21 protein-coding genes are annotated in these 25,124 nt (G+C 60.5%); 12 read left to right on the plus strand and 9 right to left on the minus strand.

Features of this window, described 5'->3' with window-relative positions:
* Positions 1–68 precede the first annotated feature (68 nt).
* Complete coding sequence (locus tag AB1E42_RS13000; RefSeq protein ID WP_368344659.1) at positions 69–1,019, minus strand: sugar ABC transporter substrate-binding protein; 951 nt, start codon at positions 1,017–1,019, stop codon at positions 69–71.
* Positions 1,020–1,277: 258 nt separating this feature from the next.
* Here AB1E42_RS13000 and AB1E42_RS13005 point away from each other — a divergent pair, with 258 nt between their 5' ends.
* From AB1E42_RS13005 to AB1E42_RS13040, 8 genes are all read left to right on the plus strand, one after another.
* Positions 1,278–3,038 carry an extracellular solute-binding protein gene (locus AB1E42_RS13005; protein WP_368344660.1) on the plus strand — a complete coding sequence of 587 codons (1,761 nt, stop codon included), beginning with the start codon at positions 1,278–1,280 and terminating at the stop codon, positions 3,036–3,038.
* Between the two features lie 10 nt (positions 3,039–3,048).
* On the plus strand, positions 3,049–3,858 hold the full coding sequence (locus AB1E42_RS13010) for an SDR family NAD(P)-dependent oxidoreductase (protein ID WP_368344661.1): 810 nt from the start codon (positions 3,049–3,051) through the stop codon (positions 3,856–3,858).
* 99 nt (positions 3,859–3,957) lie between these two features.
* The gene (locus AB1E42_RS13015) at positions 3,958–5,256 is read left to right on the plus strand and encodes a M24 family metallopeptidase (RefSeq protein ID WP_368344662.1); all 1,299 of its coding nucleotides are present in this window, start codon (positions 3,958–3,960) and stop codon (positions 5,254–5,256) included.
* A 56-nt stretch (positions 5,257–5,312) separates the two neighbouring features.
* A complete protein-coding gene (locus tag AB1E42_RS13020; protein WP_368344663.1) occupies positions 5,313–6,299 on the plus strand; it encodes a thiamine pyrophosphate-dependent dehydrogenase E1 component subunit alpha in 987 nt (328 codons plus the stop codon).
* 11 nt (positions 6,300–6,310) lie between these two features.
* Positions 6,311–7,306, plus strand: coding sequence for an alpha-ketoacid dehydrogenase subunit beta (locus AB1E42_RS13025; protein ID WP_368344664.1), 996 nt, complete (start codon positions 6,311–6,313; stop codon positions 7,304–7,306).
* Positions 7,296–8,639, plus strand: a complete 1,344-nt coding sequence (locus AB1E42_RS13030; protein WP_368344665.1) for a biotin/lipoyl-containing protein — start codon at positions 7,296–7,298, stop codon at positions 8,637–8,639. Before AB1E42_RS13025 ends, AB1E42_RS13030 begins: the two co-directional genes overlap by 11 nt.
* Before the next feature lie 17 nt (positions 8,640–8,656).
* Positions 8,657–10,084, plus strand: coding sequence for an NAD-dependent succinate-semialdehyde dehydrogenase (locus AB1E42_RS13035; protein WP_368344666.1), 1,428 nt, complete (start codon positions 8,657–8,659; stop codon positions 10,082–10,084).
* 9 nt (positions 10,085–10,093) lie between these two features.
* Positions 10,094–10,984 carry a 2-oxo acid dehydrogenase subunit E2 gene (locus tag AB1E42_RS13040; RefSeq protein ID WP_368344667.1) on the plus strand — a complete coding sequence of 297 codons (891 nt, stop codon included), beginning with the start codon at positions 10,094–10,096 and terminating at the stop codon, positions 10,982–10,984.
* Between the two features lie 42 nt (positions 10,985–11,026).
* Here AB1E42_RS13040 and AB1E42_RS13045 read toward each other — a convergent pair whose 3' ends face one another.
* The 6 genes from AB1E42_RS13045 to AB1E42_RS13070 all read right to left on the minus strand — a co-directional run bounded on the left by AB1E42_RS13045 (position 11,027) and on the right by AB1E42_RS13070 (position 17,048).
* Entirely contained in the window at positions 11,027–12,058 is a 1,032-nt protein-coding gene (locus AB1E42_RS13045) for an AbrB family transcriptional regulator (RefSeq protein ID WP_368344668.1), read from the minus strand.
* Entirely contained in the window at positions 12,045–12,812 is a 768-nt protein-coding gene (locus tag AB1E42_RS13050) for a citryl-CoA lyase (RefSeq protein ID WP_368344669.1), read from the minus strand. Before AB1E42_RS13050 ends, AB1E42_RS13045 begins: the two co-directional genes overlap by 14 nt.
* Entirely contained in the window at positions 12,809–13,999 is a 1,191-nt protein-coding gene (locus AB1E42_RS13055) for a CaiB/BaiF CoA transferase family protein (RefSeq protein ID WP_368344670.1), read from the minus strand. The genes AB1E42_RS13050 and AB1E42_RS13055 overlap by 4 nt, the downstream gene beginning before the upstream one ends.
* Positions 13,992–15,509, minus strand: coding sequence for a tripartite tricarboxylate transporter permease (locus tag AB1E42_RS13060; RefSeq protein WP_368344671.1), 1,518 nt, complete (start codon positions 15,507–15,509; stop codon positions 13,992–13,994). Before AB1E42_RS13060 ends, AB1E42_RS13055 begins: the two co-directional genes overlap by 8 nt.
* Before the next feature lies 1 nt (position 15,510).
* A complete protein-coding gene (locus tag AB1E42_RS13065; RefSeq protein ID WP_368344672.1) occupies positions 15,511–15,999 on the minus strand; it encodes a tripartite tricarboxylate transporter TctB family protein in 489 nt (162 codons plus the stop codon).
* Between the two features lie 68 nt (positions 16,000–16,067).
* Positions 16,068–17,048: a tripartite tricarboxylate transporter substrate binding protein gene (locus AB1E42_RS13070; protein WP_368344673.1), complete on the minus strand. Its 981-nt coding sequence runs from the start codon at positions 17,046–17,048 to the stop codon at positions 16,068–16,070.
* Between the two features lie 106 nt (positions 17,049–17,154).
* Between AB1E42_RS13070 and AB1E42_RS13075 the strand changes: the two genes are divergently transcribed.
* From AB1E42_RS13075 to lhgO, 4 genes are all read left to right on the plus strand, one after another.
* A complete protein-coding gene (locus AB1E42_RS13075) occupies positions 17,155–17,820 on the plus strand; it encodes a response regulator transcription factor (RefSeq protein ID WP_368344674.1) in 666 nt (221 codons plus the stop codon).
* Entirely contained in the window at positions 17,817–19,193 is a 1,377-nt protein-coding gene (locus tag AB1E42_RS13080; RefSeq protein WP_368344675.1) for a sensor histidine kinase, read from the plus strand. The genes AB1E42_RS13075 and AB1E42_RS13080 overlap by 4 nt, the downstream gene beginning before the upstream one ends.
* The gene (locus AB1E42_RS13085; RefSeq protein WP_368344676.1) at positions 19,163–20,176 is read left to right on the plus strand and encodes an ABC transporter substrate-binding protein; all 1,014 of its coding nucleotides are present in this window, start codon (positions 19,163–19,165) and stop codon (positions 20,174–20,176) included. The genes AB1E42_RS13080 and AB1E42_RS13085 overlap by 31 nt, the downstream gene beginning before the upstream one ends.
* 86 nt (positions 20,177–20,262) lie before the next feature.
* Positions 20,263–21,465, plus strand: a complete 1,203-nt coding sequence (gene lhgO / locus AB1E42_RS13090) for an L-2-hydroxyglutarate oxidase (RefSeq protein ID WP_368344677.1) — start codon at positions 20,263–20,265, stop codon at positions 21,463–21,465.
* A gap of 37 nt (positions 21,466–21,502) precedes the next feature.
* Here lhgO and AB1E42_RS13095 read toward each other — a convergent pair whose 3' ends face one another.
* Both AB1E42_RS13095 and AB1E42_RS13100 read right to left on the minus strand, forming a co-directional pair.
* Positions 21,503–22,195, minus strand: coding sequence for a response regulator (locus tag AB1E42_RS13095; RefSeq protein ID WP_368344678.1), 693 nt, complete (start codon positions 22,193–22,195; stop codon positions 21,503–21,505).
* A gap of 6 nt (positions 22,196–22,201) precedes the next feature.
* Entirely contained in the window at positions 22,202–25,087 is a 2,886-nt protein-coding gene (locus tag AB1E42_RS13100; RefSeq protein WP_368344679.1) for a PAS domain S-box protein, read from the minus strand.
* Positions 25,088–25,124: the final 37 nt, after the last annotated feature.

Raw genomic sequence — 25,124 nt, forward strand, 5'->3', positions numbered from 1 at the left:
TCCAATAATGTCGTAAAATCAAAGAATGGGGTGCCCTTTGACGGGCACCCCACTGCTCTGGGAGAGTATCAGAATACCGGCTTGGTGAACTGATCCATGTTGTCCTGAGTGATCTTCGGAGTGTCGAAGTAGTTCAGGAACGGCAGCTCTTCACCATTGAGGAGGTCAATAGCGGTCTTAAGAGCGGCTTCAGCGTCGTCAACCGGCGACTGGTAGATGGAACCCCAGTATTCGCCAGCGGCCATTGCTTCGTAGCCAACTGCGAAGTTGGTTGCGCCTACGAAGATGATGCCTTCGCGGCCAGCAGCGCGTGCTGCGTTCAGAGCGCCAACGCCCATGTTGTCGTCGCCAGCATAGACGCCGTCGATGTCGTCATACTTGACGAGGAAGGCTTCCATGACCTGCTGGGACTTCTCGCGGTTCCAGTCGCCCGGCTGCTGGTCGATCTGCTCGACGTTCGGGCAAACTTCCGGCAGGCGGTCGTTGAAGCCCTTGGCGCGCTCGATAGCAGTGGTGTAGCCCGGCTGGCCAGTGATGTGCACAACTTTGGCTTCGTTTTCGATGCCCATTTCCTTGAACTTGTCACACATGATCTCTGCGGAGCGGATACCCTGTGTGATGTTGTCCGGACCGGAGAAGGAAGCGACGAAGTCGAAGCCGGCTTCTGCGATGTTGGAGTTGGTGACAACGACCGGGATATCGGCCTGATGCGCTTTACGCACAGCGGGGATAACGGCTTCACCGTTGGTCGGCCAGATGATGATCGCGTCAACTTCCTGCTGGATCAGGTCTTCCATCTGAGCGATCTGGCGGGCAACGTCGCCGCCAGCGTCCAGAACAACAACCTCTACGTCGGGGTTGGCTTCTGCTGCTGCGATGAAGGCTTTCTCGTAGGTGGTCTGGTAGCTGTCGACGCCCACGTTGTTCTGAGTGATGCCGATCGTGTATGTTTCAGCTGCGGCTGCGGTACCGATCATCGCGGTGGTGCAGACGAGTGCTGCTTTTGTCAAAGATTTCATTTGGGTTCCTCCCGTAGAATTCAGTTCACGATTGCAATCGCCCTCTTCTGCGATGGGGGAATCGCCCCCGCTGCAATCTGCCAATATCCATCGCGGATTTTTTGAGACAACCTCCTGTCAAATTTGTTCATTTTGAATATTCTGATATTCATTTTGGATATCTGCCCCCTGTGGTATGGATATCAACTTGGACATTTTAGGAGCGCGAATGTGAGTCGTACCAGCCTGCCTCAGCCCAAAATATTCATAGCGGACAAAATGAACACGCAGTCGAGGACACATACTATCCAGTCTGGATACAGTTCGGATGTACACCGAGCTGGCCCAGAGCTTGAGACGGTTGTGTCTTTTCTCGAACAGCTGTGCCTTGAGGTGGACAGCTCGCTCGATCCGACAGCGCCAAATCCGTACCTCAACATGAGCCTGCATCTGCTGCGCAGTCATTTGGACGGGCGCATCGTAACAGCCTCCTCGCTGGTTGCTGCATCTGGTGTGCCGTATGCAACGGCCACGCGCCGCCTCGCAGAGCTGCAAGCCTCGGGGCTGATAGAGCAGCGCCCGCGCACCCGTTCGGGCAAGAGCTTCTCGCTTCATCCCAGCGAACAGATGTTGACCCGCTGGAGCGAGTTGGCCGACCGCCTCAACAGGCTCGGCAACAGCATTTTTGGCAAATCCCGCAGCAGTGCGGAAACGACTGACTACTATTTTGGTGGTTCCTACCAACCCGGTCAGGGGCTGATCAGCCCGCCACAAGTCATGCCATCGCCACTAAAGCTACAAGGCGGATTGCGGATACTGGTACATGGCGATCCGACCTTCATGGTGATGGAGAACCTCAAGCGTCAGTTCGAGCAATTGATCGGCACCAAGATCAATCAACGCGCGTTTTCGATTGACCGCCTCCGCGAAGAGGCGCTCCGCAACGCGACCCGCACCACCAGCCGCTATGATCTGATTGCCGTGGATCTGCCTTGGCTGGGCGAGTTTGTCACCAAGGGGATCGTCAAGCCGCTGAACGAAGTGATGGATGTGGATCGCCTCGACCCGAGCGATTTCCATACCGCCGGTTGGCGCGCCGCGCATTGGGATGGCGTGCCTTATGGCGTCCCCAGCCAGACGACGCCGGAGCTGATGTTCTACCGCCGCGACTGGTTTGCCGAAGCCGGACTGGCCCCGCCGACAACAACGCAAGCGGTGCTGGAAGCCGCGAAAGTGCTGCATGATCCCCGTCACGGGCGCTACGGCGTTGCGTGGAATGCCGCGCGCGGAACGGCGTTGGGCCATACGTTCATGATGACTTGCGCCGATTTCGGCCAGCCCATCGTCAACCTGCCCGAAATCGCTGGCGGCTACGACGCGGACCACCTGAACCGTGATGATCTGCGCCCGACGATCGACACCGAGCGCGGTCGCGAGGCCGCCGAATATCTGCTGGCACTGCTGGATTACTCGCCGCCCGACATCCTGTCGATGTCATGGTACGAGCGGGTGCGCCCCTATGCGGCGGGCAAGATCGCGATGGCTTATGGCTACACGCTGCTGGCGCCGTATTTCGAGCTGGACCCAAGCTCGCCCGCCTATGACAACACCGGATACCTGCCGCACCCGCACGGGCCAAGCGGCGCACCGATTGCGCCTGTCGGAGGCTACATTTTCTGCATTCCGGCAAACCTCGCTCAGGAGCGCGTGGCAGAAACGGTCGAGGCGCTGACGGCCTTCACCTCGCCAGAATCGCAAAAGCTTTATGTTCAAAACGGCAGCCGCACGGCGCCCCGCTACTCGGTGGGTGCCGATCCGGAAGTGCGCCGCCTGTCTCCGATTTTCGAAACGGTGGACCAGATGTCGTGGCGCGACGAACTGCAATTCTGGCCGCGCCCGCCAATTCCGCAAATCTCGGACATCATCCAGATCTGCGGCCACGAAATCCACGACATGCTGCGCGGTGTACACAGCCCGCGTGAAGCGCTCGCCCGCGCACAAGCGCGTGCGGAACAAGCAATGATGAAGACGGTCACTTAGGGAGGATACCATGGACCCCAATCGCCTTAACGGAAAGAACATCCTGATCACCGGCGCTGCCCGCGGCATGGGCGCGGCCAATGCCGAAGCCTTCGCTGCGCAGGGCGCCAATGTTTGTGTTGGTGATCTCGATCTCGACGAAGCGCAGAAAGTCGCAGATGCCATCAATGCCAAAGGCAATGGCAAGGCGATTGCGGTCAAGATGGACGTGACCAAGCGCGACGACAACGCCGCTGCGGTGGCTGCCACTGTCGAAGCCTTCGGCAGCATCAATGTTGGCCTTTTTAACGCTGGCCTGAACAAGCCCCGCTTCTTCATGGATATCGATGAAGATAACTGGGACATGATCATGAACGTCAACACCAAGGCGATGTGGCTCGGCATGCAGGAAACTGCCAAGCAGATGATCGCTCAAGGCCCGATGGAAGATCACCCCTACAAGCTGATCAACGTGGGCTCCATCGCCAGCCGCAAGCCGCTGGTTGATGTGACGGTTTACTGTACCTCGAAGTATGGCTGCCTCGCGCTGACCGAATGTGGCGCGCTGGGCCTTGCCGAGCACAACATCACCGTCAACGGCTATGCGCCGGGCGTTGTTGTGACCCCGCTTTGGGAACAGCTGGACAAAGACCTCGTCGAGATCGGCTTCAAGGAGCGCGCAGGTCAGGCTTATGACGACATCGTCGCCAACAACCTCGTCATCAAGCGCGTATCCTACCCCAATGACATCGTCGGCACCGCGTCGTTCCTTGCATCGGACGACAGCGATTACATGACCGGCCAGATGATCTCGATCGATGGTGGCTGGGTCACAAAGTAACCCACTGCCCTTGCTTAATCAGGCGGGCCGGTAACGGCCCGTCGCCTCTTTTAGACTAGCACACCCTCAACATGCGGCCCGCCGCAGAAGGAGCAACTCATGTCACGCGCACTTATGCCGAACCTCCTGACACCTCAGGATCTCGAACCCAACTGGGAATGGCGGGACCGTCTCCCCGCTTGGGGTCACATGTCTGTCGATTTCGAACGCCGGATCGACCATGACCGCCTGCGTCGCTACCGTTTGGCGCGGACCCGCCAAGCGCTTCAGAACTCGAACGCCGGCACGCTGCTGTTGTTCGATGTGAACAACATCCGCTACGTCTCCGCCACCAAGATCGGTGAGTGGGAGCGGGACAAGATGTGCCGTTTCTGCCTGCTGACCGGCGATGACAGCCCCTATGTGTGGGATTTCGGCTCCGCTGCGGCGCACCACAAGCTGCACTCCGACTGGCTTGAGCCGGATCACTGCCTTGCTGGCGTTGTTGGCATGCGCGGCACGATCCCGCCCGAGTTCGGCCTGATGAAGAAATACGCCAAGCAGATCGCGGGCCTGATCCGCGACGCCGGCATGGGCGATATGCCGGTCGGTGTGGACTACGCCGAAACCGCGATGTTCCACGCCCTTCAGGAAGAAGGCCTGAACGTGGTCGACGGCCAGCAGATCATGCTCGCCGCCCGTGAGATCAAGAACTGGGACGAAATCCAGCTTCTGACGCAGGCTGCCTCGATGGTCGATGGCGTCTATCACATGATTTACGAAGAGCTGAAGCCGGGCGTGCGCGAGAACGACATCGTCGCCCTGTCGAACAAGATGCTCTACGAGATGGGCTCGGATGACGTGGAAGCGATCAACGCCATTTCCGGCGAGCGCTGCAACCCGCACCCGCACAACTTCTCGGATCGTATGATCCGCCCGGGTGATCAGGCGTTCTTCGATATTCTGCAATCCTATCAGGGCTATCGCACCTGCTACTATCGGACCTTCAACGTCGGTCGTGCAACGCCCGCGCAGAACGATGCCTATGTGAAGGCGCGCGAATGGATCGACGCTTCGATCCAGATGATCAAACCGGGTGTCACCACCGATAAGGTGGCCGCAGTCTGGCCGACCGCGCAAGAACTGGGCTTCGCCAGCGAAGATCAGGCCTTTGGTCTGCAATTCGGTCACGGGCTGGGCCTTGCGCTGCACGAGCGCCCGATCATCTCCCGCGCGGTCAGCATGGACCACCCGATGGAGATCCAGACCGGCATGGTGTTCGCGCTGGAAACCTACTGCCCCGCCGCCGACGGCTACTCCGCCGCGCGGATCGAGGAAGAGGTTGTCGTGACGGAAACCGGCTGCGAGGTGATCAGCCTCTTCCCCGCCGAAGAACTGCCGATCGCCAACCGCTACTAAGACCACTGGCCGGGCGCGAAAGACGCGCCCGGCAAACTCTTCCCAAGGACATTGCCATGAGCCCCGCCAAAAAAGCCAAGACCAACACGGAAGACTATCTGCGCATGTATCGCCAGATGGTGCGTATCCGCTCCTTCGAGGACAACGCGAACCAGCTGTACCTCTCTGCCAAGATGCCTGGCCTGACGCATATGTATTCCGGCGAGGAAGCCGTTGCCGTGGGCATTTGCGAGGCGCTGACCGACAGTGACCGCATCACCTCCACCCACCGTGGCCACGGCCATTGCGTCGCCAAAGGCGCGGAGTTCAAAGAAATGTTCTGCGAACTGCTGGGCAAGGAAGAAGGCTATTGCCGCGGCAAGGGCGGCTCCATGCATATCGCGGACCAGAGCCACGGCAACCTTGGCGCCAACGCCATCGTCGGCGGCTCGATGGGCATCGCCACCGGCTCCGCGCTGCGGGCAAAGCTGCAAGGCTCCGATGATGTGACCGTCTGCTTCTTTGGCGATGGCGCCACGGCGCAAGGCCTGATGTACGAAGTGATGAACATGGCCGCGCTGTGGAACCTGCCTGTCATCTACGCGTGTGAAAACAACGGCTATTCCGAATACACCCGCACCGATGAAATCGCTGCCGGTTCGATCACCGCGCGCGCTGAGGCGTTCGGCATGGAAGCGTTCCAGATCGACGGGCAGGACGTGCTCGCCGTCAACGATCTGGCGCAGAAGCTGGTGGCCCGCTGCCGCAAGGGCGAAGGCCCGTTCTTCATCGAATTGATGACCTACCGCTATCACGGCCACCACGTTGGCGACATCAACCGCGAATACTACCGCTCCAAGGACGAAGAGAAGGATTGGAAGGAAAACCGTGATCCGATCATCCGCTTCCGCGGCTATCTCGTGGAGCAAGGCATCGCCACTGAAGAAGAGATCGAAGCGATGAACGCCGAGATCAAGGCGGATGCGGAAGCCGCCGTCGAATATGCGCTGAATGCAAAATACCCCGATGCGTCCGAAGTGGACATGCATGTGTTTGCGGACTGAGGAGAGACAAGATGAGAAGCATTACCCTTTCGCAGGCCGTCAACGAAGCACTGGCCGAAGAACTCCGCCGCGACGAAACCGTCTTCATCATTGGTGAGGACGTGGCCGAAGCAGGTACGCCGTTCAAGATCCTCTCCGGCTTGGTCGAGGAGTTCGGCACCGACCGCGTGATCGACACGCCAATCGCCGAGCCGGGTTTTATGGGCATGGCCGTAGGTGCGGCAATGACCGGCTCGCGCCCTGTCGTTGACCTGATGTTCGGCGACTTCATCTTCCTGATCATGGACCAGCTCTGCAATCAGGCTGCCAAGACGCACTACATGTCTGGCGGTAAGCTGAACGTGCCGCTGGTGGTGCGCACCAACCTTGGCGCGACGCGCCGTTCGGCCGCGCAGCACAGCCAGTCGCTTCAGGCGCTCGTTGCGCATATTCCGGGGCTGAAGGTGGCGCTGCCTTCCTCAGCTTATGAAGCCAAAGGCCTGCTCAAGACAGCGATCCGCGACAACAACCCTGTTGTGATCTTCGAAGACAAGCTGATGTATCAGGACAAGGCCGAAGTTCCCGAAGAGGAATATCTGATCCCGTTTGGCGAAGCCAACATCAAGCGCGAAGGCTCCGACATCACCCTGATCGCAACCTCGTCGATGGTGCAGGTTGCCGAAAAAGCTGCCGAGATGTTGGCCGCTGAAGGCATCAGCGCCGAGGTCATCGACCCGCGCACGATTGTGCCGCTGGACGAGAAAACGCTCGTTGAAAGCGTCAAGAAGACCTCCCGCGCCATCGTGATCGACGAAGGCCACCAGAGCTATGGCGTGACCAGCGAGATCGCATCGCGCCTGAACGAGAAGGCATTCTACCACCTTGATGCGCCGGTGCTGCGGATGGGTGCGATGGATGTGCCGGTGCCGTTCAGCCCCGCACTGGAAGACATCACCGTACCGACGCCAGAAGGCGTTGTGGAGAATGCGCGCAAGCTGTGCGCAGGGGAGATGATCAATGCCGCATGACGTCATCATGCCGGCTCTCGGCATGGCGCAAGACAGCGGCGTGCTCGTGCGCTGGATCAAACAGGCAGGTGAGCCTGTCGCGGAGGGGGATGCGCTCTTCGAGGTGGAAACCGACAAAGCCACGATGGAAGTCGAGGCACAAGCCGCCGGCTTCCTGACCAACGTCACCGCGTCCGAGGGGCAGGATGTGCCCGTGGGCCGAGTGATTGCGCTGATCTCCGAAACCGCCGAGGGCAGCACGGACGCTCCGGCGACCGCGGCGCCCAGCGCCGACGCAGCGCCTAGCGCGGACGCAGCGGCAAGCGATGTGCCCGAAGGTAACGCGGTGATCATGCCCGCACTGGGCATGGCGCAGGACACCGGTCTGATCGTTAGCTGGCAAAAAGAGCCAGGCGACAAGATCGCCGCGGATGATGTGCTGTTCGAAGTGGAAACCGACAAGAGCACCGTCGAAGTTCCGGCAGGGCAAGACGGCTATCTGGCCGCGCTCCTTGCCGAAGCCGGTGACGATGTGCCGGTGGGTGAAACGGTGGCGATCATTTCCAGTGACGCCCCAGCCAACCCGATGCGCCGCGCTTATGCGGCTGGTGCGGCGGCTCCTGCCGCGCCCGCACCGGCAGAACCGGCTCCCACGCCTGCAAAGGCAGAAGCCACTCCGGCACCCGCTCCGGCACCTGCAAGAGCGCCTGCGCCAGTGGTGAGCGGAGGCAAAGTTCTCGCCTCACCCAAGGCACGCCGCTTGGCGGCTGAACGCGGATTAGACCTGAACCGGCTCGTGAGCGAAGGCTATCCGCAGCCTTATCACGTCAAGGATCTCGACACCCTCGCCGCGCTTCCGGCACCACAAACGCAAACCGCTGCTGTGGCCGGTGTCGCTGCTGCCGCGCGCCTTACCGCGCGTGCAGAGACAGACGGCTTCGCCGCTTTCGCTAGCTGGGCCGCGTCCGAGGGCGGCCTCACCGATGGCGACAGCCTGCTGGCCGGTCTTGGCGCAGCGAGCCTGCGCGGTGATACAGCTGATCTGGTGGTCGCGGTTGAACGTTTCGGCCAAAGCCGCCAGTATGTGAACCCTGATCTTCCGCGCCTTGGCGCGGCGGCAGCCTCCGAGGACGAAGCCCAAGCGGATCTGATCATCCGTGACATCCGTGGCTCGCGGATTACCTCCGTTGCGACCGGTGCCGAGGCGGCACCAGTTCTGACCATCGGCAACGATGGCGACGGGCTGTCGATCACGCTCGAATACGGCGGCGGCCAGCTTGCTCCGGCAGCAGCCATCGCCCTGATTTCCGAATTCGCAGGCCGCATGGAAATGCCCATGCGCCACCTGCTCTGACCTGAAAGGCCGATCCCATGGATTATACCGATCTCTACATCAACGGCAGCTGGAGCAAAGGCAACGGCGAGCGGTTTGACGTGATCAACCCCGCCACCGAAGAGGTGCTCGCCTCTGTCGCCTCCGCAGATATCGCCGATGCCGATGCCGCGCTCGATGCCGCCGAAGCCGCGATGGCCGACTGGGCCGCTCGCACGCCGCGCCAACGCTCTGAGGTGCTGCGCAAGGCATGGGAGCTGATGACCGCGAAGCTCGACCATTTCGCGCATCTGATCACGCTGGAAAACGGCAAAGCCCGCACAGACGCGATGGGCGAAGCGACCTATGCCGCCGAGTTCTTCCGCTGGTTTGCCGAAGAAGCTGTTCGTGCCGATGGCCTGATTACCCATGCGCCCGCCTCCGGCGCACGGATCATGGTGCAGCACAAGCCTGCGGGCCTCGCTGTGCTGGTCACGCCGTGGAACTACCCCGCTGCGATGGGCACCCGCAAGATCGCTCCAGCGCTGGCCGCTGGTTGCGGTGTGATCATCAAACCTGCCTCCGAGACCCCGCTGACCATGCTGGCGCTGATGCCGCTCTTGGAAGAAGCAGGCGTTCCGGCTGGCCTCGTCAACGTGCTGCCTTCGAAGCGCACAGGCGCGCTTGTCGACCATATGCTGCATGACCCGCGCGTGCGCGTTGTCAGCTTCACCGGCTCCACTGGCGTCGGTCGCAAGCTGCTGCATTCCGCTGCCGATCAGGTGTTGAAACCGGCGATGGAGCTGGGTGGCAACGCGCCTTGTATCGTATTTGACGATGCCGACATGGATACCGCCATCGAAGGCACCATGCTCGCCAAGATGCGCAACCTCGGTGAGGCCTGCACGGCCGCCAACCGTATCTATGTGCATGAGGACGTGGCGGAAGAATTCACCCGCCGCCTGACCGAGCGCATGGAAGCGCTGAAAGTGGGCGACGGAACTGACCCGAGCGTCGATGTTGGCCCGCTCGTCAATGCCGACACCCGCGACAAGGTCGCCGAGTTCGTGGCTGATGCTGTCGCCAAAGGCGCAAAGGTCGAATGCGGTGGCTCGACCCCGAACGGCAAGGGCTTCTTCTACCCGCCGACCGTTCTGTCGAACGTGCCAGAAAACGCAGAATGCGTGCGTGACGAGATCTTCGGACCAGTAGCCGCGATCCAGACCTTCACCGATCAGGAAGACGTGATCCGCCGCGCCAATGATACCGAATACGGGCTTGTTGCCTATGTCTTCTCTGAGGACTTCAAGCGCGCGCTTCAGGTTTGCGAGCGGCTGGACTACGGCATGGTCGGGCTGAACCGTGGCCTCGTCAGCGATCCGGCAGCGCCGTTCGGCGGCACCAAGCAATCGGGCCTCGGGCGCGAAGGCGGCCATGAGGGCATGCTCGAATTCATGGAAACGCAGTACATCTCTGCAAGCTGGTAGGGGCGAAAAATGTCCGAGACAATAGCCTCCCCCTCTGTGCGCGTTCTCGCGCAGGAAAAGGGGATTGATATCGACGCGCTCGCCAAGAAGCTGGGCCGCACGACCATCGGCCGTGAGGATCTGGAAGGCACCACCACCCCTGCGGCAGCGGCGGCGGCACCTGCGGCGGGGACGTCCTACTGGAACGTCGATCACAGCCAGTACGGGCCGGTGACAGAGGAGCCGATGAGCCGTTTTGCCAAGGTCGCCAGCGCGAACCTGTCAGCGGCCAACCAGCTCATCCCGCAAGTGACGCACCATGACCGCGCCGATGTCTCGGGCATCGAAGCGCTGCGCAAGGCATGGAAGGGCGAGGCCATCGCGCGGGGTGTCAAGCTCACCGCGCTGGCGTTCCACGTCAAAGCACTGGCGCGCGCTTTGCGGGAGTTCCCGCGCTTCAACGCCTCGCTGTCGGCGGATGGCGAAACCCTTTACCTTAAGGACTTCGTACATATCGGCATCGCGGTGGACACGCCGCACGGGCTGATGGTGCCGGTGATCCGCGATGCGGACCGCAAAGGACTGTGGCAAATCGCGGCAGAGATCACCGACCTCGCCAGCCGCGCGCAGGCCCGCAAAATCGCACCCGACGAGATGGGCGGCGCTTCGATGTCAATCTCCAACCTCGGTGGCTTGGGCGGCACGGCTTTCACGCCGATCGTCAATCCGCCGGAAGTGGCGATCCTCGGCATCACCCGCACCGAAACCATCACCGTATGGGACGGCGACACGCCGCGCCCCGTGCCGATGGTGCCGCTTGATCTGAGCTATGATCACCGTGTGATCAACGGGGCGGATGCCGCCCGTTTCATGACCTATCTGGCAGGCTTGATCGCTGATCCGCGCCGGATGATGATCTGAACCTGACAAGCCTCTGGCGGGTGCGATCACCTGCCAGAGGCGCTACACCTGTCGCCCCACCCGCCCAACAACAAGCGGCATGACGACAGAAAGCACCAATAATCGAAACACATGATGCCCCGCAACGAACGTGGGGTCATAGCCGAGCGAGAGCGCAATCGCCGCCATCGCCTCGACCCCACCGGGCGCAAATGCGACGGTGAGCAAGCCAGGTGGCACGCCCAGCATAAGCAGGGCAACCCCAGCCCCCACCAAACACATGCCAATCGCGACCACCGTGAGCATCAGGCCGGGCAGGATATAGCGGCCAAGCTGCCGCGCAGGGACGGAGGCAAAGCGGCTGCCGATTAGGATACCCATCGCCATCAGTGCGGTCACGGCCATCGCATCCGGCAAACGGCCCGGCGTAAAGCCGCTGCCATGTCCCGTCGCGCTGACGACCATCCCTGCGATGAGCCATGCCGCAGGCACCCCGATCCGCGCAAATACAAGCGCCATTGGAACGGAGAGCAAGACCGTGCCCAGAAGTGACGACAGGCCCATCACATTTTCGGGCAGAACGCTCACCCCTGTCGCCCCAAACACAACGCTGATCAGCGGCGGTACGCAGAGGGTCAGGATCAGCACACGGATCGACTGGATCACAGCAATCGCCGGCACATCCCGCCCCGAGGCCAGCGCGATACCGAGCACATAGCTCAGATGCCCCGGCGCGGCGGCGAGCATGGCTGTTTGCCGATCGTAGCCGAAAAGCCGCTGTAGCAGTGCTGCACTGGCAAACAGGATCGCCAACACGCACAGGGTCAGGATGGCGAGGCTTAAGGGCCAAGCCAGCATCCCTTGCAGCACTTCCGGCGTGACCGCTGTGCCGATGTTGATGCCAAGGCCCAGAATGCAGGCATTGCGCAGCGGGACGGGCAGATCGGCTTTCAGCCCCGCAAGCGCCGCAAGGGTGATCCCCGCTGTCGCGCCGGTGAGCGGTGCGGCAGGAAAGCCGATCCACAGGAAGACCATGTAGCCCAGCCAAGCGCAGAGCGCCGCAATCGCCAAATCACGCGCCTTAGTCACCATCATATGTCCATCGGTAATGCGGCGGCGTTGGGCCTTTGTTCCGCCCGCCTTGCTCCGTCTGCTCCCATGCATGGGCCAATATCCCCACCGACCGCGACAGGCAGAAAAGCCCGCGCGCCAACGGCGGGGCGAAGCCCAGCTCGGCATAGATCACCGCCGTCGCGCCATCAATATTCATCGGCAAGGGCTGGCCCTTGCGCTGCGTGATCTCGGCCTCTACTCCGCGCCCGATTTCCATGAAGCGGCCTTTGCAGGCTCCAGCGGCAACGGCCTCTTCCACCAGCGCCATGAGACGCGGTGCGCGGGGGTCGACGGGCTTGTGGAAGCGATGCCCGAAGCCGGGGATGATCTTGCCATGCGCGCCGATCCAATCATCCAGCGCGTCGGGCAGCGGGGCGTTTGACGCCTCAATGAAGTGATAAAGCTCCACCGCCTGTTCGCCCGCGCCGCCATGCACGTCGCCCAGCATATTCACCGCGCTCGCCATCGCGTTGTTCAGCGGCAAGCCGCAGGTCACGGCCATCCGCGCTACCGCGATGCTCGGCGCTTGCGGCCCATGATCGACGGCAGAAACCAACGCCGCCTCGAAGAGCCGCGCCTGTGCTGGCGTCGGTCGATCCCCGCGTACCAGCAGCCAAATCATCTCGGCAAATGAAACGGTGCCAATGAGATCCTGTATCGGCTGCCCACGGAGGTGAATCCGTCCCGGCTCCATGTCGATGATGGAGGTGCGCCACCAGTCCGCCACATCGCTCATATCACGCCATCCTTTCTCAATTCTGCGATTTCGTCCGCGCTGAGGCCAAGAGACTGCCAGATCTCGTCGTTATCCGCGCCCAATGCGGGGGGCGGGCCAGAGGGCTGCGGGCGTTTGCCGCCGATCATGGCGGGGCTTCCCGCCAATGCAAGCGTTTCTGCCCCGAACGGAACCTGCGCGATCAATCCCCTGCCCAGCATTTGCGGGTCGTCTAGCGCCTCCGGCACGGAGAGCACCATTCCCGCCGGAACGCCTAGCGCGTTCAACTCGCGCACCCAATCGGCAGCCGGTCGCTGGCGCAGCGTATCCTCCAGCGCTGCGCGTAGCGCATGGCGATTGCGCTTGCGCTTGCGATCCTCGCGTGTGCGGTAATCTGCGTGCGTCAGCAAATCTTCGCGGTCCAGATGGCGGGCAAGGTCCTCCCATTGGCTATCACGATTGGCGGCAATGTTGATGGGCTTGTCGGCTGTGATGAACGTTCCGGAAGGGGCCGAGGTCGTATTCTCGTTGCCGTGGGCGGCGGGGAGCACGCCGCCGATCAGGTAATTCGAGACGACCCACCCCATTGTGGAAATCACTGCCTCTGTCATCGCGATATCCAAAAACGCGCCGCGCGGGCGCGCGTTCAGCGCCGCGGCGATGCTGAAAGCAGCCGTCATGCCGCCAATCGTATCGGCCAGCGGGTAGCCTACGCGGTAAGGGGCGGTTTCTGGTCCGCCAGTGATCGCCATAACGCCTGACATCCCCTGAACGATCTGGTCGTAGGCGGGATCATCCTTGCGTGGGCCATCCTGCCCGAAACCGCTGATCGCGCAGTAGATCAGGCGCGGGTTAACCTCTTTTAGCGCGTCATAATCCAACCCCAATCGCGCCATCACACCGGGGCGAAAATTTTCCACCAAGACGTCAGCGCTTTCGACAAGGCGTTTTAGAAGCGCCTTGCCCTGCGGGGATTTCATATCCAGTGTGACGGACTTTTTGCCCGCGTTCTGCGCCAGAAAGCTGATCCCCATGCCCTGTTTGTTGCGCTCGGGGTCAGCGCCCAGCACCCGCGCAAGATCCCCCAAGCCAGGGCGCTCGACCTTGATGACCTCCGCTCCCATCAGAGCCAACTGGTAGCAGCAATAGGGGCCGGCCAGAACGTTGGCCAGGTCAAGAACACGCACCCCCGCTAAGGGATCAGTCACCGTCGGCCACTCCTTTTGCACGGGCGCGGGCGCGGCGGGCGCGGTAGCTTGGCACCACCACCAGCAGTGCCGCGATCACCAACAGGCCCAGCGTCATCGGGCGTTCAAGGATGAAACCAATCCCGTCATAAAGCTGCATCGAGCGGCTGAAATTATCTTCCAGCATCCGGCCAAGGATGAACCCGATCAGGAGCGGCGCCAGCGGATAATCGGCAAAGCGCAGGATCGTCGCACAGATGCCAAATCCAACGAGGATCAATAATTCGGTCGCGTTATTCTGCCCGATATAGCTGCCCATCAGCGTGAAGAAGAGGATGAACGGGATCAGGTAGTTACGCGGGATTTGTAGCACCTTGGCGATGTAGGGAATCAGCGGCAAGTTCAGGACCAAAAGGATCAGGTTGCCGATATACATCGAGATGATCACCGCCCAGAAGATCTGCGGCTCGTCGATCATCAACCGTGGGCCGGGATCGACATTCAGCGCGATCAGCGCACCCAGCAGAATGGCCGTGGTGCCAGAGCCGGGGATGCCGAGCGTCAGCAGCGGCACGAAAGAGCCGGTGCAGGCCGCATTATTTGCCGTTTCCGGCGCGGCCAAACCTTTGATCGAGCCTTTGCCAAACTCCTTGCGCTCTTCCTCGGTGGCCAGATTACGCTCGACGGCATAGCCAAGGAAGCTCGCGATTGTCGCGCCCGCCCCCGGCAATACGCCAATGAAGAAGCCTTGGATGGACTGCCGCCCGATCACTGGTGCAATTTTGCGCGCCTCTGCGCGGGAGATCCGCAGGTTGGAGATTTTTCCGCCGTCATCGCCGGTTTCAGACCGCCCGGGATTGAGGACAAGGAACATCGCCTCCGGCAGGGCGAACATCGCCATCGCAAGTGTAATGAAACTAAAGCCCGATTGCAGGTCCATCAGCCCCATTGTGAAGCGTGGCATATTGAACAGCGCGCCCTCGCCGACCGTTGCCATGATCAGGCCCAGCAGGGTCATCAGCACCGCCTTGGCAACATTGCCAGTCCCCGCAAAAGCGGCGATTGCCGAAAGGCCGACCACCATCAAAGCGAAATATTCAGCGGAGTGGAACAGAAGCGCCACGGTCGAAAGCGCGGGCGCGAAAATCATCAGAAGCACCGCGCCAATCGACCCGCCCGCAAAGGACGCGATCGCGGCGATGGTCAATGCCTTACCAGCCTTGCCCTGACGCGCCATTGGGTAGCCATCGAAGCTGGATGCCACTGTCCCCGCGACACCCGGCGCATTGAGCAGGATCGACGACGTTGAGCCGCCAAAAATCGCGCCGTAATAGACCCCTGCCAGCAGGATCAGCGCGGCGGACGGATCACCAAGCGTGATCGCGACGGGGATCATGATGGCGATGATCGACATCGGGCCAAGACCCGGTAGCATGCCGATGAATGTACCAATCAGGCAGCCACCGATCACCATCAACAAGTTTTGGATGGAAAAGGCCGTTTGCAGCCCGATCAATAGTCCTTCAAGCATCTCAGACCCCCAAGAAGAACGGCAGAGGCCGCAGGAAGATCCCCAGCACCTCTTGCACCAGATACCAGACCGCGCCTGTGGCCACCAAAGCGACAGGGATCAGGATATGGAATTTGCGCTCGCCGAGAATGGCGGCCCCCAAGACGAGAAATAGCGTTGTTGACGCGAGGAAGCCGATAGGCCGCAGCGCCAGCGCGTATGCTGCCATCAGCGCCAGCAGGAAAAGCGCCTTACCGAGGTGGTAGTCTTGCAGACGACGGTAATCAATGTCGGGAGTTTTCTCTTCGCCGCTGGGCTTTTCCAACCCGAGCAGGATGATCAAGCAAGTGCCCACCGCCAGTACCGAAAGTGCCTTCGGGAAGGTGCTGGGCCAGATCGGGTTGCGCTGCATGAACGGCGGCAACAGATGATCCATCGTAAAGAACGCTGCATAGCCGTAGGCCAGTGCAATCGCGAGAATGATAAGCGCGATCCAGCGATCAAGTGCCATTGGTGTGTCCCCCCTGTTGGTGTTCGGGCCCGACAAGGGGCCCGAACAATTCGTCTCGCGGTAGAAGCTTACAGGAAGCCCAGCTCGCGCATCAGATCGCCGATGACCTTTTCCTGCTCTTCAAGGAAAGCACGGAAATCATCACCCGGGTTGTGGATGTTGACCCAGCCGTTGCGGGCGCGAACGGCTTCCCACTCAGGGGTGTCGTACATCTTGGCAAGCGCCTCTTGGTAGGCGGCGATCTCTTCGTCAGAGAGCGTCGGCGCACCGAAGAAACCACGCCAGTTGATGAAGGTCGTGTCGATGCCTTGCTCCTGCATGGTGGGAGCCGCGTCATAGGCAGGCACACGCTCATCGGAGGTAACGCCGATGATCTTCACTTCGCCAGCTTCCGCCAGTGCAACCGCTTCCGAGAAGCCAGTGGACAGCGCCTTGATTTCGCCCGAGAGCAGTGCGGCCATTGCGTCGCCACCTGCATCATAGGGGATGTACTTAACAGCGGTCGGATCTTCACCCGCGGCTTGGAATGCCATTGCTGCGACGAGGTGATCCATACCACCCGGGACCGAGCCACCGCCAACAGCGGTGCCGCTCATATCAGCGCGGTAGGCATCCAGCAGGCCGGCCATATCGTCAATATCACTATCCGCTTTCACCACCATCGCGGCATAGTCGCCGATGGTGCCAGCGATCAGCGAAAGATCACGGAACGACTGCGGGAAAACGCCAGTCAGCGACCGGATGACGATCGGGGTCGAGTTGACCATCAGCGTGCCGTGGTTCGATTCAGCGTTCTCGATCAGGTAGGCAATCGCCACACCGCCGCCGCCACCGGACATGTTTTCATAAGACGCCGAACCGACGATGCCTGCATTGGTGAGCGCCTCACCCGTGCCGCGCGCGGTTCCGTCCCAGCCGCCACCGGCGCCGCCGGGGATCAGGAAGTGGATGCTGTCGAGCACTTGATGGCCAGCCGCAAAAGCGGAGCCGGACATGGAGACAGCCGCAACAGCGGCGAGAAGGGCGCGACGGCCCATTTTGAATGTCATAAGTTTTCCTCCCATTTGACATCAGCGACCGAAGCCGCCCATGAATTGGGAACCTGACGACGAAAGCTGACACAAACCTGACACCCGCCACAGAAAAGCGAAACGGATGCGATTTCTCCTGATCGAAGACAACGAAGAGCTGGCCGCAGCCGTCGTCGACCGTCTGTCGCTGGACGGGCATGTCGTCGATCACGCGGCTGATCTTTCTACCGCATCCGACTTCACATCCGTCACGTCTTACGATCTGATATTGCTCGATATTATGTTACCTGACGGCGATGGTCGCTCATTTTTGAACAGTCACCGGAACTCGAAAAACAGCACGCCTGTGATCGTCCTGACGGCGCGATCCGAAGTCTCGGATCGGGTTGGGATGCTGGATTCCGGCGCGGATGATTTCATGGTGAAACCCATCGACTTCTCGGAACTTGAGGCCCGCTGTCGGGCAGTCCTGCGGCGGCGTGGTGGCAAATCGACGAACAGAATCACCGTCGGCGATCTGACATTTGATTCCCTCGCTGGCACTCTCGAAACCCCTACCGAAGTGGTCCAGCTGCGCCCCCGAGAACTGCGCCTGATCGAGATTTTAATTAACGCACCCGGGCAGATATTCTCCAAAGGCGCGCTGGTGGACAGGCTGTTTTCCTATGATGAGGATGTCTCGGAAAACGCCATCGAGGTCTATATCGGCCGTCTCCGGCGGCATCTGTCGGCATCGCGCACCGAGATCGTCACGGTGCGCGGGCTTGGCTACAAATTGGACGCTTCATGAGCGTTGCTGTGACCCAAGGCTCGCTGCGGCGAAAGCTGACGATCATGCTGCTTTCTGGCGCAGGTGGGTTGGCGCTGCTGGTCTACTTCGTGGTGCAATCGGTTGCCCGCGAAATCGCACAGGAAAGTCAGGACAACGTGCTCGCTGCATCCGCTTTGTCGATCCTCGATAGCGCGCGGGTCGTCGAAGGCGAGATCACCATCGACTTCCCCTACGCCTCGCTCTCCATGCTCGATACGGTCAGCAACGAAAGGGTTTTTTACCAGATCCAGCTGGATGGAAAGTTCCTGTCCGGTTACGAAGATCTCCCCCAGCCAGAGCCACTTTCCAGCGGGGTGACGCGCTTCGGTTCGGATGCATATTTGGGCGAGGCAGTGCGCATCGCCACCGCCTCACGCGGCCTGTCGACGGATGCGGGTGCCTCCACGCTAGAGGTATCGGTGGCGCAAACGCGCTCCAGCATGAACCAGACCCTTGCCCGCATTTCGCGCATGGCAATGGCTATTGGCGGTGGCTTCTTCTTGGTGGCAGCGCTCCTTTCGCTGTTGATCTCCCGCAGCACGATCCGCCCTCTTGCGCGTCTTGCCGCCTCGGTCACGCGGCGCGGCCCGAAGGATTTGCGCCCTGTTGCCGCGCCGGTTCCCACTGAGATGGCCCCGTTGGTGGATGCGCTCAACACCTTCATGGGCCGCCTGAAGCGCTCGCTTTCACGCTCTGAGGAATTTATCGCCGAAGCGGCACATCGGGTGCGCACGCCCCTTGCCATCGTCCGCACCAAGGCGGAGATCACTTTGCGCCGCGTAGAGAAGCCCGAAAATCGCGCAGCCATCCGCGATATGATCCGCGCCATAGACGAAAGCTCCCGCACAGCGGGGCAGCTTTTGGATCATGCGATGGTGACGTTCCGCGCGGATCATCTCCTCGACGAGGAGATCGACCTTGCCGCGCTGGCCAGCGACACGATCGAGAGCCTGCGGCCTGTCTCGGAACTGAAGGAAATGGAAATCCACGCCTCATTCGACGCCAGCCCGCATATCCGTGGCGATGCGATCTTGTTGCAAAACGCGCTCCGCAACCTGCTCGACAACGCGATCAAATATGCCCCCGCAGGCGGCACGATCCGTGTGCATGTCTCGGCCAGCGACAAGAAATCAATCCTCACCGTGCAGGATACAGGGCCGGGCTTTCCTCAGAACGACCTCGGCCAATTGCGGGACCGTTTCGCGCGCGGAACCAACGCCAGCGGCACCATTGGCTCTGGGCTGGGGCTTACGATCGTTGAAGATGTGGTCAGTGCCCACGGCGGTGCAATGACCTTGGAAAACAGTGCAGGAGGCGGCGCATGCGTCACCCTATCCTTTCCCTTATCCTGATCCTTATCGCCAGCGCGGCGTCTGCGTTCGAGATCGAGGATCATGCTGTCTTTGGCGACGAAGGGGGTGCCGAGCGCATCCGCATTCTCTCCACCGCCGATATCGGTTTCTTTGAGCCGATGATCACCTCTTACCTGAGCGAACGAAGCGGCATTGCCATCGATTACACGGTCGCAGGATCGACGGATGTGATGCGGGCAATCTACGAGGAGAATGCTCCGTTCGATCTGGTGATCTCCAGCGCGATGGACCTGCAAACAAAGCTGGCAAATGACGGGCGTGCTCTACAACATGTGCCGCCCGCATCCGTCTCGCTGCCGGAATGGGCGGTTTGGAACAACATGGTGTTCGCTTTCACCCAAGAACCCGCCGCTGTCGTTATTTCAAAAGCCGATTTCGAAGGCCAACCGATCCCCTCAACGCGGCAGGAACTGATCGCCGCCCTGCGCCGCGCGCCCGAACAGTTTCGCGGCCGGATCGGCACCTATGATATTCGCAGCTCCGGCCTTGGATACCTGTTTGCCACCCAAGATGCCCGCACCTCCGAGACATTCTGGCGTCTGACCGAGGTGATAGGTGCGCTCGGGGCGCAGCTCTATTGCTGCTCCTCCGAGATGATCGACGATGTGGAGAGCGGTAAACTCGCCATCGCCTATAACGTGCTGGGCAGCTACGCCGCCGGTCGCGGCGAGAACGAAAACTTCGCCACGATCCTGCTTTCGGATTTTACCACCGTCATGCTGCGCACGGTTCTGATCCCGTCGACCTCGCAGCGGCCGCAGATCGCCGCCGATTTCATCGACCACATGCTTTTGCAGACCTATGGTGAGGGTGTATCACCGCTTGCAGATGCCGTTCCGCGCGGGCCTGTGGAAGATGCGGCGCTCCATCGTATCCGGCTTGGGCCGGGGTTGCTGGTGTTCCTTGACCAGTTCAAGAGCCGGCGCTTCCTGTCCGAGTGGGAAAACGCGATTGTTCAGTAGCGACCAGCAGCGCCATCCTGCACGCATGGACAAAAGCCGCAGCATCGGAGACAAACCCCCCTGACGAAAGGGACAAGGCGCGACGCATGACAGAAACCACCGATATCCTGATCATCGGCGGCGGCATAATCGGCATGGCGACCGCACTTGAGCTGCAATCCCGCGACCCTGCGGCGCGGATCACGGTGCTCGAAAAGGAGCCAACGCCCGCGACCCACCAATCGGGCCATAATTCAGGCGTGATCCACGCCGGTGTCTACTATGCGCCCGGAAGCATGAAGGCACGGTTCTGCCGCGAGGGCGTGCAAGCGACCGAGGCATTCTGCACAGAGCATGACATTCCGTTCGAGCGTTTGGGGAAGCTGATCGTCGCCACGGACGAAACGGAGCTTACGCGGATGCAGGCGCTCGGCGAGAGGGCGCGGCAGAACGGCATCGTGATCGAAGATGTCGATGAAGCAAGCCTGCGGCGTATGGAGCCACACATAAACGGGGTCGCCGCGCTCTATTCGCCCAGCACCGGCATCACCGATTACAAGCGCATTGCCGAGGTGATGTCAGCCCTGTTCATCGCGCGCGGTGGTAATGTCCGCTTCGGGGCGCGGGTCGTCTCAGGCGAAGAACGAGGCGGCTCCGTATCGGTCACAACCGCGCAGAAACGGTTTGAAGCAGGCCGCGTTGTCACCTGCGCGGGGCTGCACTCCGACAGGATAATCCGCGCCTTCGGGCAGCAACCGGGCTACCGTGTTGTGCCCTTCAGGGGCGAATTCTTCCGCCTGTTGAACCAGCCCGATGATCTGGTCAGTCACTTGATCTATCCCGTACCTGACCCTGCACGCCCGTTCCTTGGTGTGCACCTCACCCGAAAGATTGCGGGCGGTTTCACCGTGGGGCCGAATGCCGTGCTTGCCTTCAAACGCGAAGGGTATCGTCTCAGCGATATCTCCCCGCCGGATATGCTCGATACGCTGTCCTATGGCGGCTTTTGGCGGATGTTGGCGCAGAACCCGGCGTCAGCCGCCTCCGAACTGACCGCATCAGCCTCCAAACGCGCCTACCTCAAGCGTATCCACAAATATTGCGACCGTATCGCGCTGGGTGATCTGGCCCCCTACCCCGCAGGCGTACGGGCGCAGGCCGTGGCACCGGATGGCAAGATCATCGACGATTTCCTGTTCGTGAAAACCGCGCGCTGTTTGCATGTGGGCAATGCCCCATCACCAGCGGCAACCGCCGCCGTCCCCATCGCGCGGCATATCGCAGACCAGTTGTTGGATCAGGCCGCCTGAGAGGAAATCTAGCCGCGCGAGGGGGCTGCCCCAGCCGCTAGCCGATATGCACTTTCACAGGCGACGCTACAAACATCCGGTTCAGCGCCGCACGCAGATTATCCATTGAAATCGGCTTGGACAGGTAGCCATCCATGCCAGCGTCAAGGCAACGCTCCTGTTCATCGCGCAATGCATTGGCCGTAACCGCGAGGATCGGGATACGCCCACCGCCAGCAGCCTCCCGCTTGCGCAGTTGCGCTGTCATCTGGAAGCCGTCCATGACCGGCATGTGGCAATCGGTTAGAATGACGTCAAACTCATGCGCCCCCGCAAGGGCAAGACCCTTCTCGCCGTTCTCGGCCGTCAGCACCTTGTGCCCCAAACGCTCCAGCTGCGCCGACATGACTTTAAGATTGATCGGGTTGTCCTCGACCAGAAGGATCAATCTTTCGCCGGCATCGTTCGCCTTTTGCGCTACTTCTGCGGGTTCGGCGCTCTTGCGTTTGCTTCTGCCTGTCAACTCGGTGATCCCGCCAACGAATTCAGACGGCAGCATCGGGAAGCGCTGAATGCTATAAGTATCCGCGCCATGACGGCTGGCGAGGTCGGAGCGTGATGCCTCCGCCAACAGTAACCGTGGACTGAACCCCTCCTGCAAAATCCGGTTTCTCACTGCGGCGTTATCTGTCGCGTCTTTTTGCGCGATCAAGACAACCGGCTCGCCTTTCGGGGCCTTGAGCGCCTCCAATAGCCCCTAGATATCCGTGGCTTCCACAAGGTTCGAGCCATTGACGTCGAGGAATTGGCCGATGGAGGCACATGAGCCCTGATCGTCCGCAAATGAGATCACCGTCAGACCGGAAATATCAGGCATCTCCATCGTGACTTCGATTGGCTTGAACGGGAGCTTTACCTTGAAGGTGCTGCCCTCGCCCTGCTTGCTGGACACGCTGATGGCCCCGTCCAGCAACTCCACAAGATTGCGGGTGATCGCCAATCCCAGACCAGTGCCGCCGAACTCGCGGGTTGTCCCCTCTTCGGCTTGCGTAAATGGGCGGAACAGCTTCGATTGCACCTCTTCGGTCATCCCGATCCCGTCATCCCTGACGGTGAACTCGATCACATCCGGCGACAATAGTTCGACATGCAATTCGACAAAGCCCATGCGCTCGGTCTTGCTGGCCGCAAATTTGACGGCATTGCTCAGAAGATTCAGGAGGATCTGTCGCAGGCGCACCGGATCGGTTTTCATCGCGCCCATAACATCAGGCGTCAGCGATAGATGCAGGTTTACCCTCTTCTCCTGTGCGATCGGGCGTATGACATTGCAGATCGCCTCGAGGAATTCGATGGTCCTCACCTTGGTCTTGCTGACATCAAGCTTGCCCGCCTCGATCTTCGAGAAGTCCAGAATATCGTCGATGATATTGAGCAACGCACCGGCACTATCCGTGATCGTCTTGATCATATGGGCCTGTTCCTTGTTCAGGCCGGTTCCTGCCAGAATTTCCGCCATGCCCAAAACGCCATTCATCGGGGTGCGGATTTCGTGGCTCATGTTGGCGAGGAAGGCAGATTTTGAAATATTGGCCGCCTCTGCTGCGACTTTTGCCTGTTCGATTTCCGCCTGAACAGCCTTCTGCTGCGAGATGTCGGACAACAGCACGATATGGCCCACATGCGCCAAACGCCGCTCGGTTGCCAAGAACCAGCGTCCATCTTGGCGCTGAAGTTCGAAGCTCGCGGATTCCCGACGGTGAATCTCCATCCGCTCCTCGAACCACGCCTCCCCCCGCGCAGTTGCTTCAGGCGACAGCCCGTGATCAGCGAGCGCGCGAATATGCTCTTCAAAGTATCGCCCGGGTTTGATCGTGTCGATGACGGGTGCATTCAACTCCTGGTAGGCTTGGTTGGTCATCAGGAAGCGGTCCTCATCATCGAGCACGGCGCCCGGCTGCTCCATCGTCTCGACGACCTCGGACAAGACCCGCAGTTTCTTGCTCGCCTCTTCACGTTCGCTGACGTCAAAAACCGCCGCTGTGAAAACCCGCTTGCCGTCCTGCGACCACGAGCCAATCCAAAGCTCCACCGGAAAGGTTGTGCCGTCTTTGCGCTGTCCCTCGATTTCGCGGAAGTTCTTTGTCTCGAACGACTGCTCTTGCGCGACGGCTTTGCCGAAGCGCGATCGATGCGCGGCACGATGCTTCTCCGGCATAATGATTGAAACAGGCGCCCCGAGCGCCTCTTCTTCGGAATACCCAAAGATGCGGGCAGCGGCCGAATTCCATGAAATGATCTTTCCATCGGAATCCGCAGAAATGTTACCTGCAGGAACCGCTTCCGAAATTGCCTGCATCCGCGAGCGGCTCCTGTCCAACGCGGCACCTGCGAGCTTCCTGTCGGTCACGTCAGTGCGGATCGCGATATACTGGAAAGGGACACCCGCCTCGTTCAGGAATGGGACAATCGTTGACTGCACCCAGTAATAGACACCGTTCTTTGCGCGGTTGCGGATTTCGCCATTCCACGGCGATCCGGCTGCGATCGTCCTCCACATATCGGCAAAAAACTCTTTGGAATGATAGCCCGAGTTGATGATGCTGTGGCTCTGTCCGATCAATTCTTCCTGCGAATAGCCGCTGATCTCGCAGAACTTTTTGTTGGCGTAGGTGATGATGCCGCGCCTGTCCGTGATCGAAACAATCGCATGTTCGTCCATTGCATCTTTCTGGAAATTCAGATGCTGCGCCAGCACGCGGCCGTTCGCGATTTCCCGTTGGAGCGTGTGCGCGGTTTGCACATAGCGGCTGAGCGTCGTGGCCAACAGTGTCGTCAAAATGGCGAGGACAGAGATGATCCCCACGCTCCACGCCATCACGTTAGGCGAAAACCCGTCAGGCACCATTTCGTGCCCTTCCGGTGGGAGAAATACCGTCGCAAACATCGCCGCATAGTGCATGCCAGAAATGGCGATCCCCATCACCGCGCCCGCGACAAGTGACGTCGTCATGCGCCTCGCGTCAGGGAAGATCAGACGAACCGCAAATTTGGCGTAAAGAGCAATCGTCGCCAGAAACACCGCGCAAAGCAGCGACAAAAGGAAAAGTGGCAAGTCGTAATACATCATCATATCGGTGCGCATCGCGGCCATGCCGGTGTAATGCATGGCCCCAATGCCCGCGCCCATCAGCACGCCGGCAAAGATGAGTTTCCGGTGATTGATAGTGTCAGCCGACGCAATCCACAGCACCAGCAGACTCGAGAGGATGGCTGGGATTATGGAAAGGACCGTCAAAAACGGTTCATAAAAGACCTGCGCCGGCATTTCATGCGCCAACATCCCAAGGAAATGCATCGCCCAGACGCCACCCCCCATGGAAACCGCGCCAGCCAACACCCAAAGCAGCTTGCCCGATCTCGCAGGGATCGAACCCAGCCGCACGGACACTTCCATCGCAACAAACGATGCCAAGACCGCGATCACCACCGAGAACGCAACCAAGGGCATGTTATAGGTGCCCTCGATCAGCGCCTCCAAGTTCTGGCCGGGTTGAAGAAACTGAAAATGATGCAGGGTCGTGTCCTCGGGTCCGCTATCATGTGAAAAGACGTTCGAAGAGTGAAACGGCCAATCTGCCATGTTCTCTTACCCTAGCGGAGCGCTATAGCCTTAATCC

The sequence above is a fragment of the Pelagovum sp. HNIBRBA483 genome (genome assembly GCF_040931995.1).
Lineage (GTDB): Bacteria > Pseudomonadota > Alphaproteobacteria > Rhodobacterales > Rhodobacteraceae > JAEPMR01.

Bases quoted from the DNA above. Each gene is read 5' to 3' on its own strand.
- AB1E42_RS13030 (WP_368344665.1), top strand. From the start codon at position 7,296: ATGCCGCATGACGTCATCATGCCGGCTCTCGGCATGGCGCAAGACAGC.
- AB1E42_RS13005 (WP_368344660.1), top strand. From the start codon at position 1,278: ATGAACACGCAGTCGAGGACACATACTATCCAGTCTGGATACAGTTCG.
- AB1E42_RS13025 (WP_368344664.1), top strand. From the start codon at position 6,311: ATGAGAAGCATTACCCTTTCGCAGGCCGTCAACGAAGCACTGGCCGAA.
- AB1E42_RS13060 (WP_368344671.1), bottom strand. From the start codon at position 15,509: ATGCTTGAAGGACTATTGATCGGGCTGCAAACGGCCTTTTCCATCCAA.
- AB1E42_RS13100 (WP_368344679.1), bottom strand. From the start codon at position 25,087: ATGGCAGATTGGCCGTTTCACTCTTCGAACGTCTTTTCACATGATAGC.
- AB1E42_RS13065 (WP_368344672.1), bottom strand. From the start codon at position 15,999: ATGGCACTTGATCGCTGGATCGCGCTTATCATTCTCGCGATTGCACTG.
- AB1E42_RS13045 (WP_368344668.1), bottom strand. From the start codon at position 12,058: ATGATGGTGACTAAGGCGCGTGATTTGGCGATTGCGGCGCTCTGCGCT.
- lhgO (WP_368344677.1), top strand. From the start codon at position 20,263: ATGACAGAAACCACCGATATCCTGATCATCGGCGGCGGCATAATCGGC.
- AB1E42_RS13070 (WP_368344673.1), bottom strand. From the start codon at position 17,048: ATGACATTCAAAATGGGCCGTCGCGCCCTTCTCGCCGCTGTTGCGGCT.
- AB1E42_RS13015 (WP_368344662.1), top strand. From the start codon at position 3,958: ATGTCACGCGCACTTATGCCGAACCTCCTGACACCTCAGGATCTCGAA.
- AB1E42_RS13010 (WP_368344661.1), top strand. From the start codon at position 3,049: ATGGACCCCAATCGCCTTAACGGAAAGAACATCCTGATCACCGGCGCT.
- AB1E42_RS13080 (WP_368344675.1), top strand. From the start codon at position 17,817: ATGAGCGTTGCTGTGACCCAAGGCTCGCTGCGGCGAAAGCTGACGATC.
- AB1E42_RS13050 (WP_368344669.1), bottom strand. From the start codon at position 12,812: ATGAGCGATGTGGCGGACTGGTGGCGCACCTCCATCATCGACATGGAG.
- AB1E42_RS13040 (WP_368344667.1), top strand. From the start codon at position 10,094: ATGTCCGAGACAATAGCCTCCCCCTCTGTGCGCGTTCTCGCGCAGGAA.
- AB1E42_RS13085 (WP_368344676.1), top strand. From the start codon at position 19,163: ATGCGTCACCCTATCCTTTCCCTTATCCTGATCCTTATCGCCAGCGCG.
- AB1E42_RS13000 (WP_368344659.1), bottom strand. From the start codon at position 1,019: ATGAAATCTTTGACAAAAGCAGCACTCGTCTGCACCACCGCGATGATC.
- AB1E42_RS13020 (WP_368344663.1), top strand. From the start codon at position 5,313: ATGAGCCCCGCCAAAAAAGCCAAGACCAACACGGAAGACTATCTGCGC.
- AB1E42_RS13075 (WP_368344674.1), top strand. From the start codon at position 17,155: ATGCGATTTCTCCTGATCGAAGACAACGAAGAGCTGGCCGCAGCCGTC.
- AB1E42_RS13035 (WP_368344666.1), top strand. From the start codon at position 8,657: ATGGATTATACCGATCTCTACATCAACGGCAGCTGGAGCAAAGGCAAC.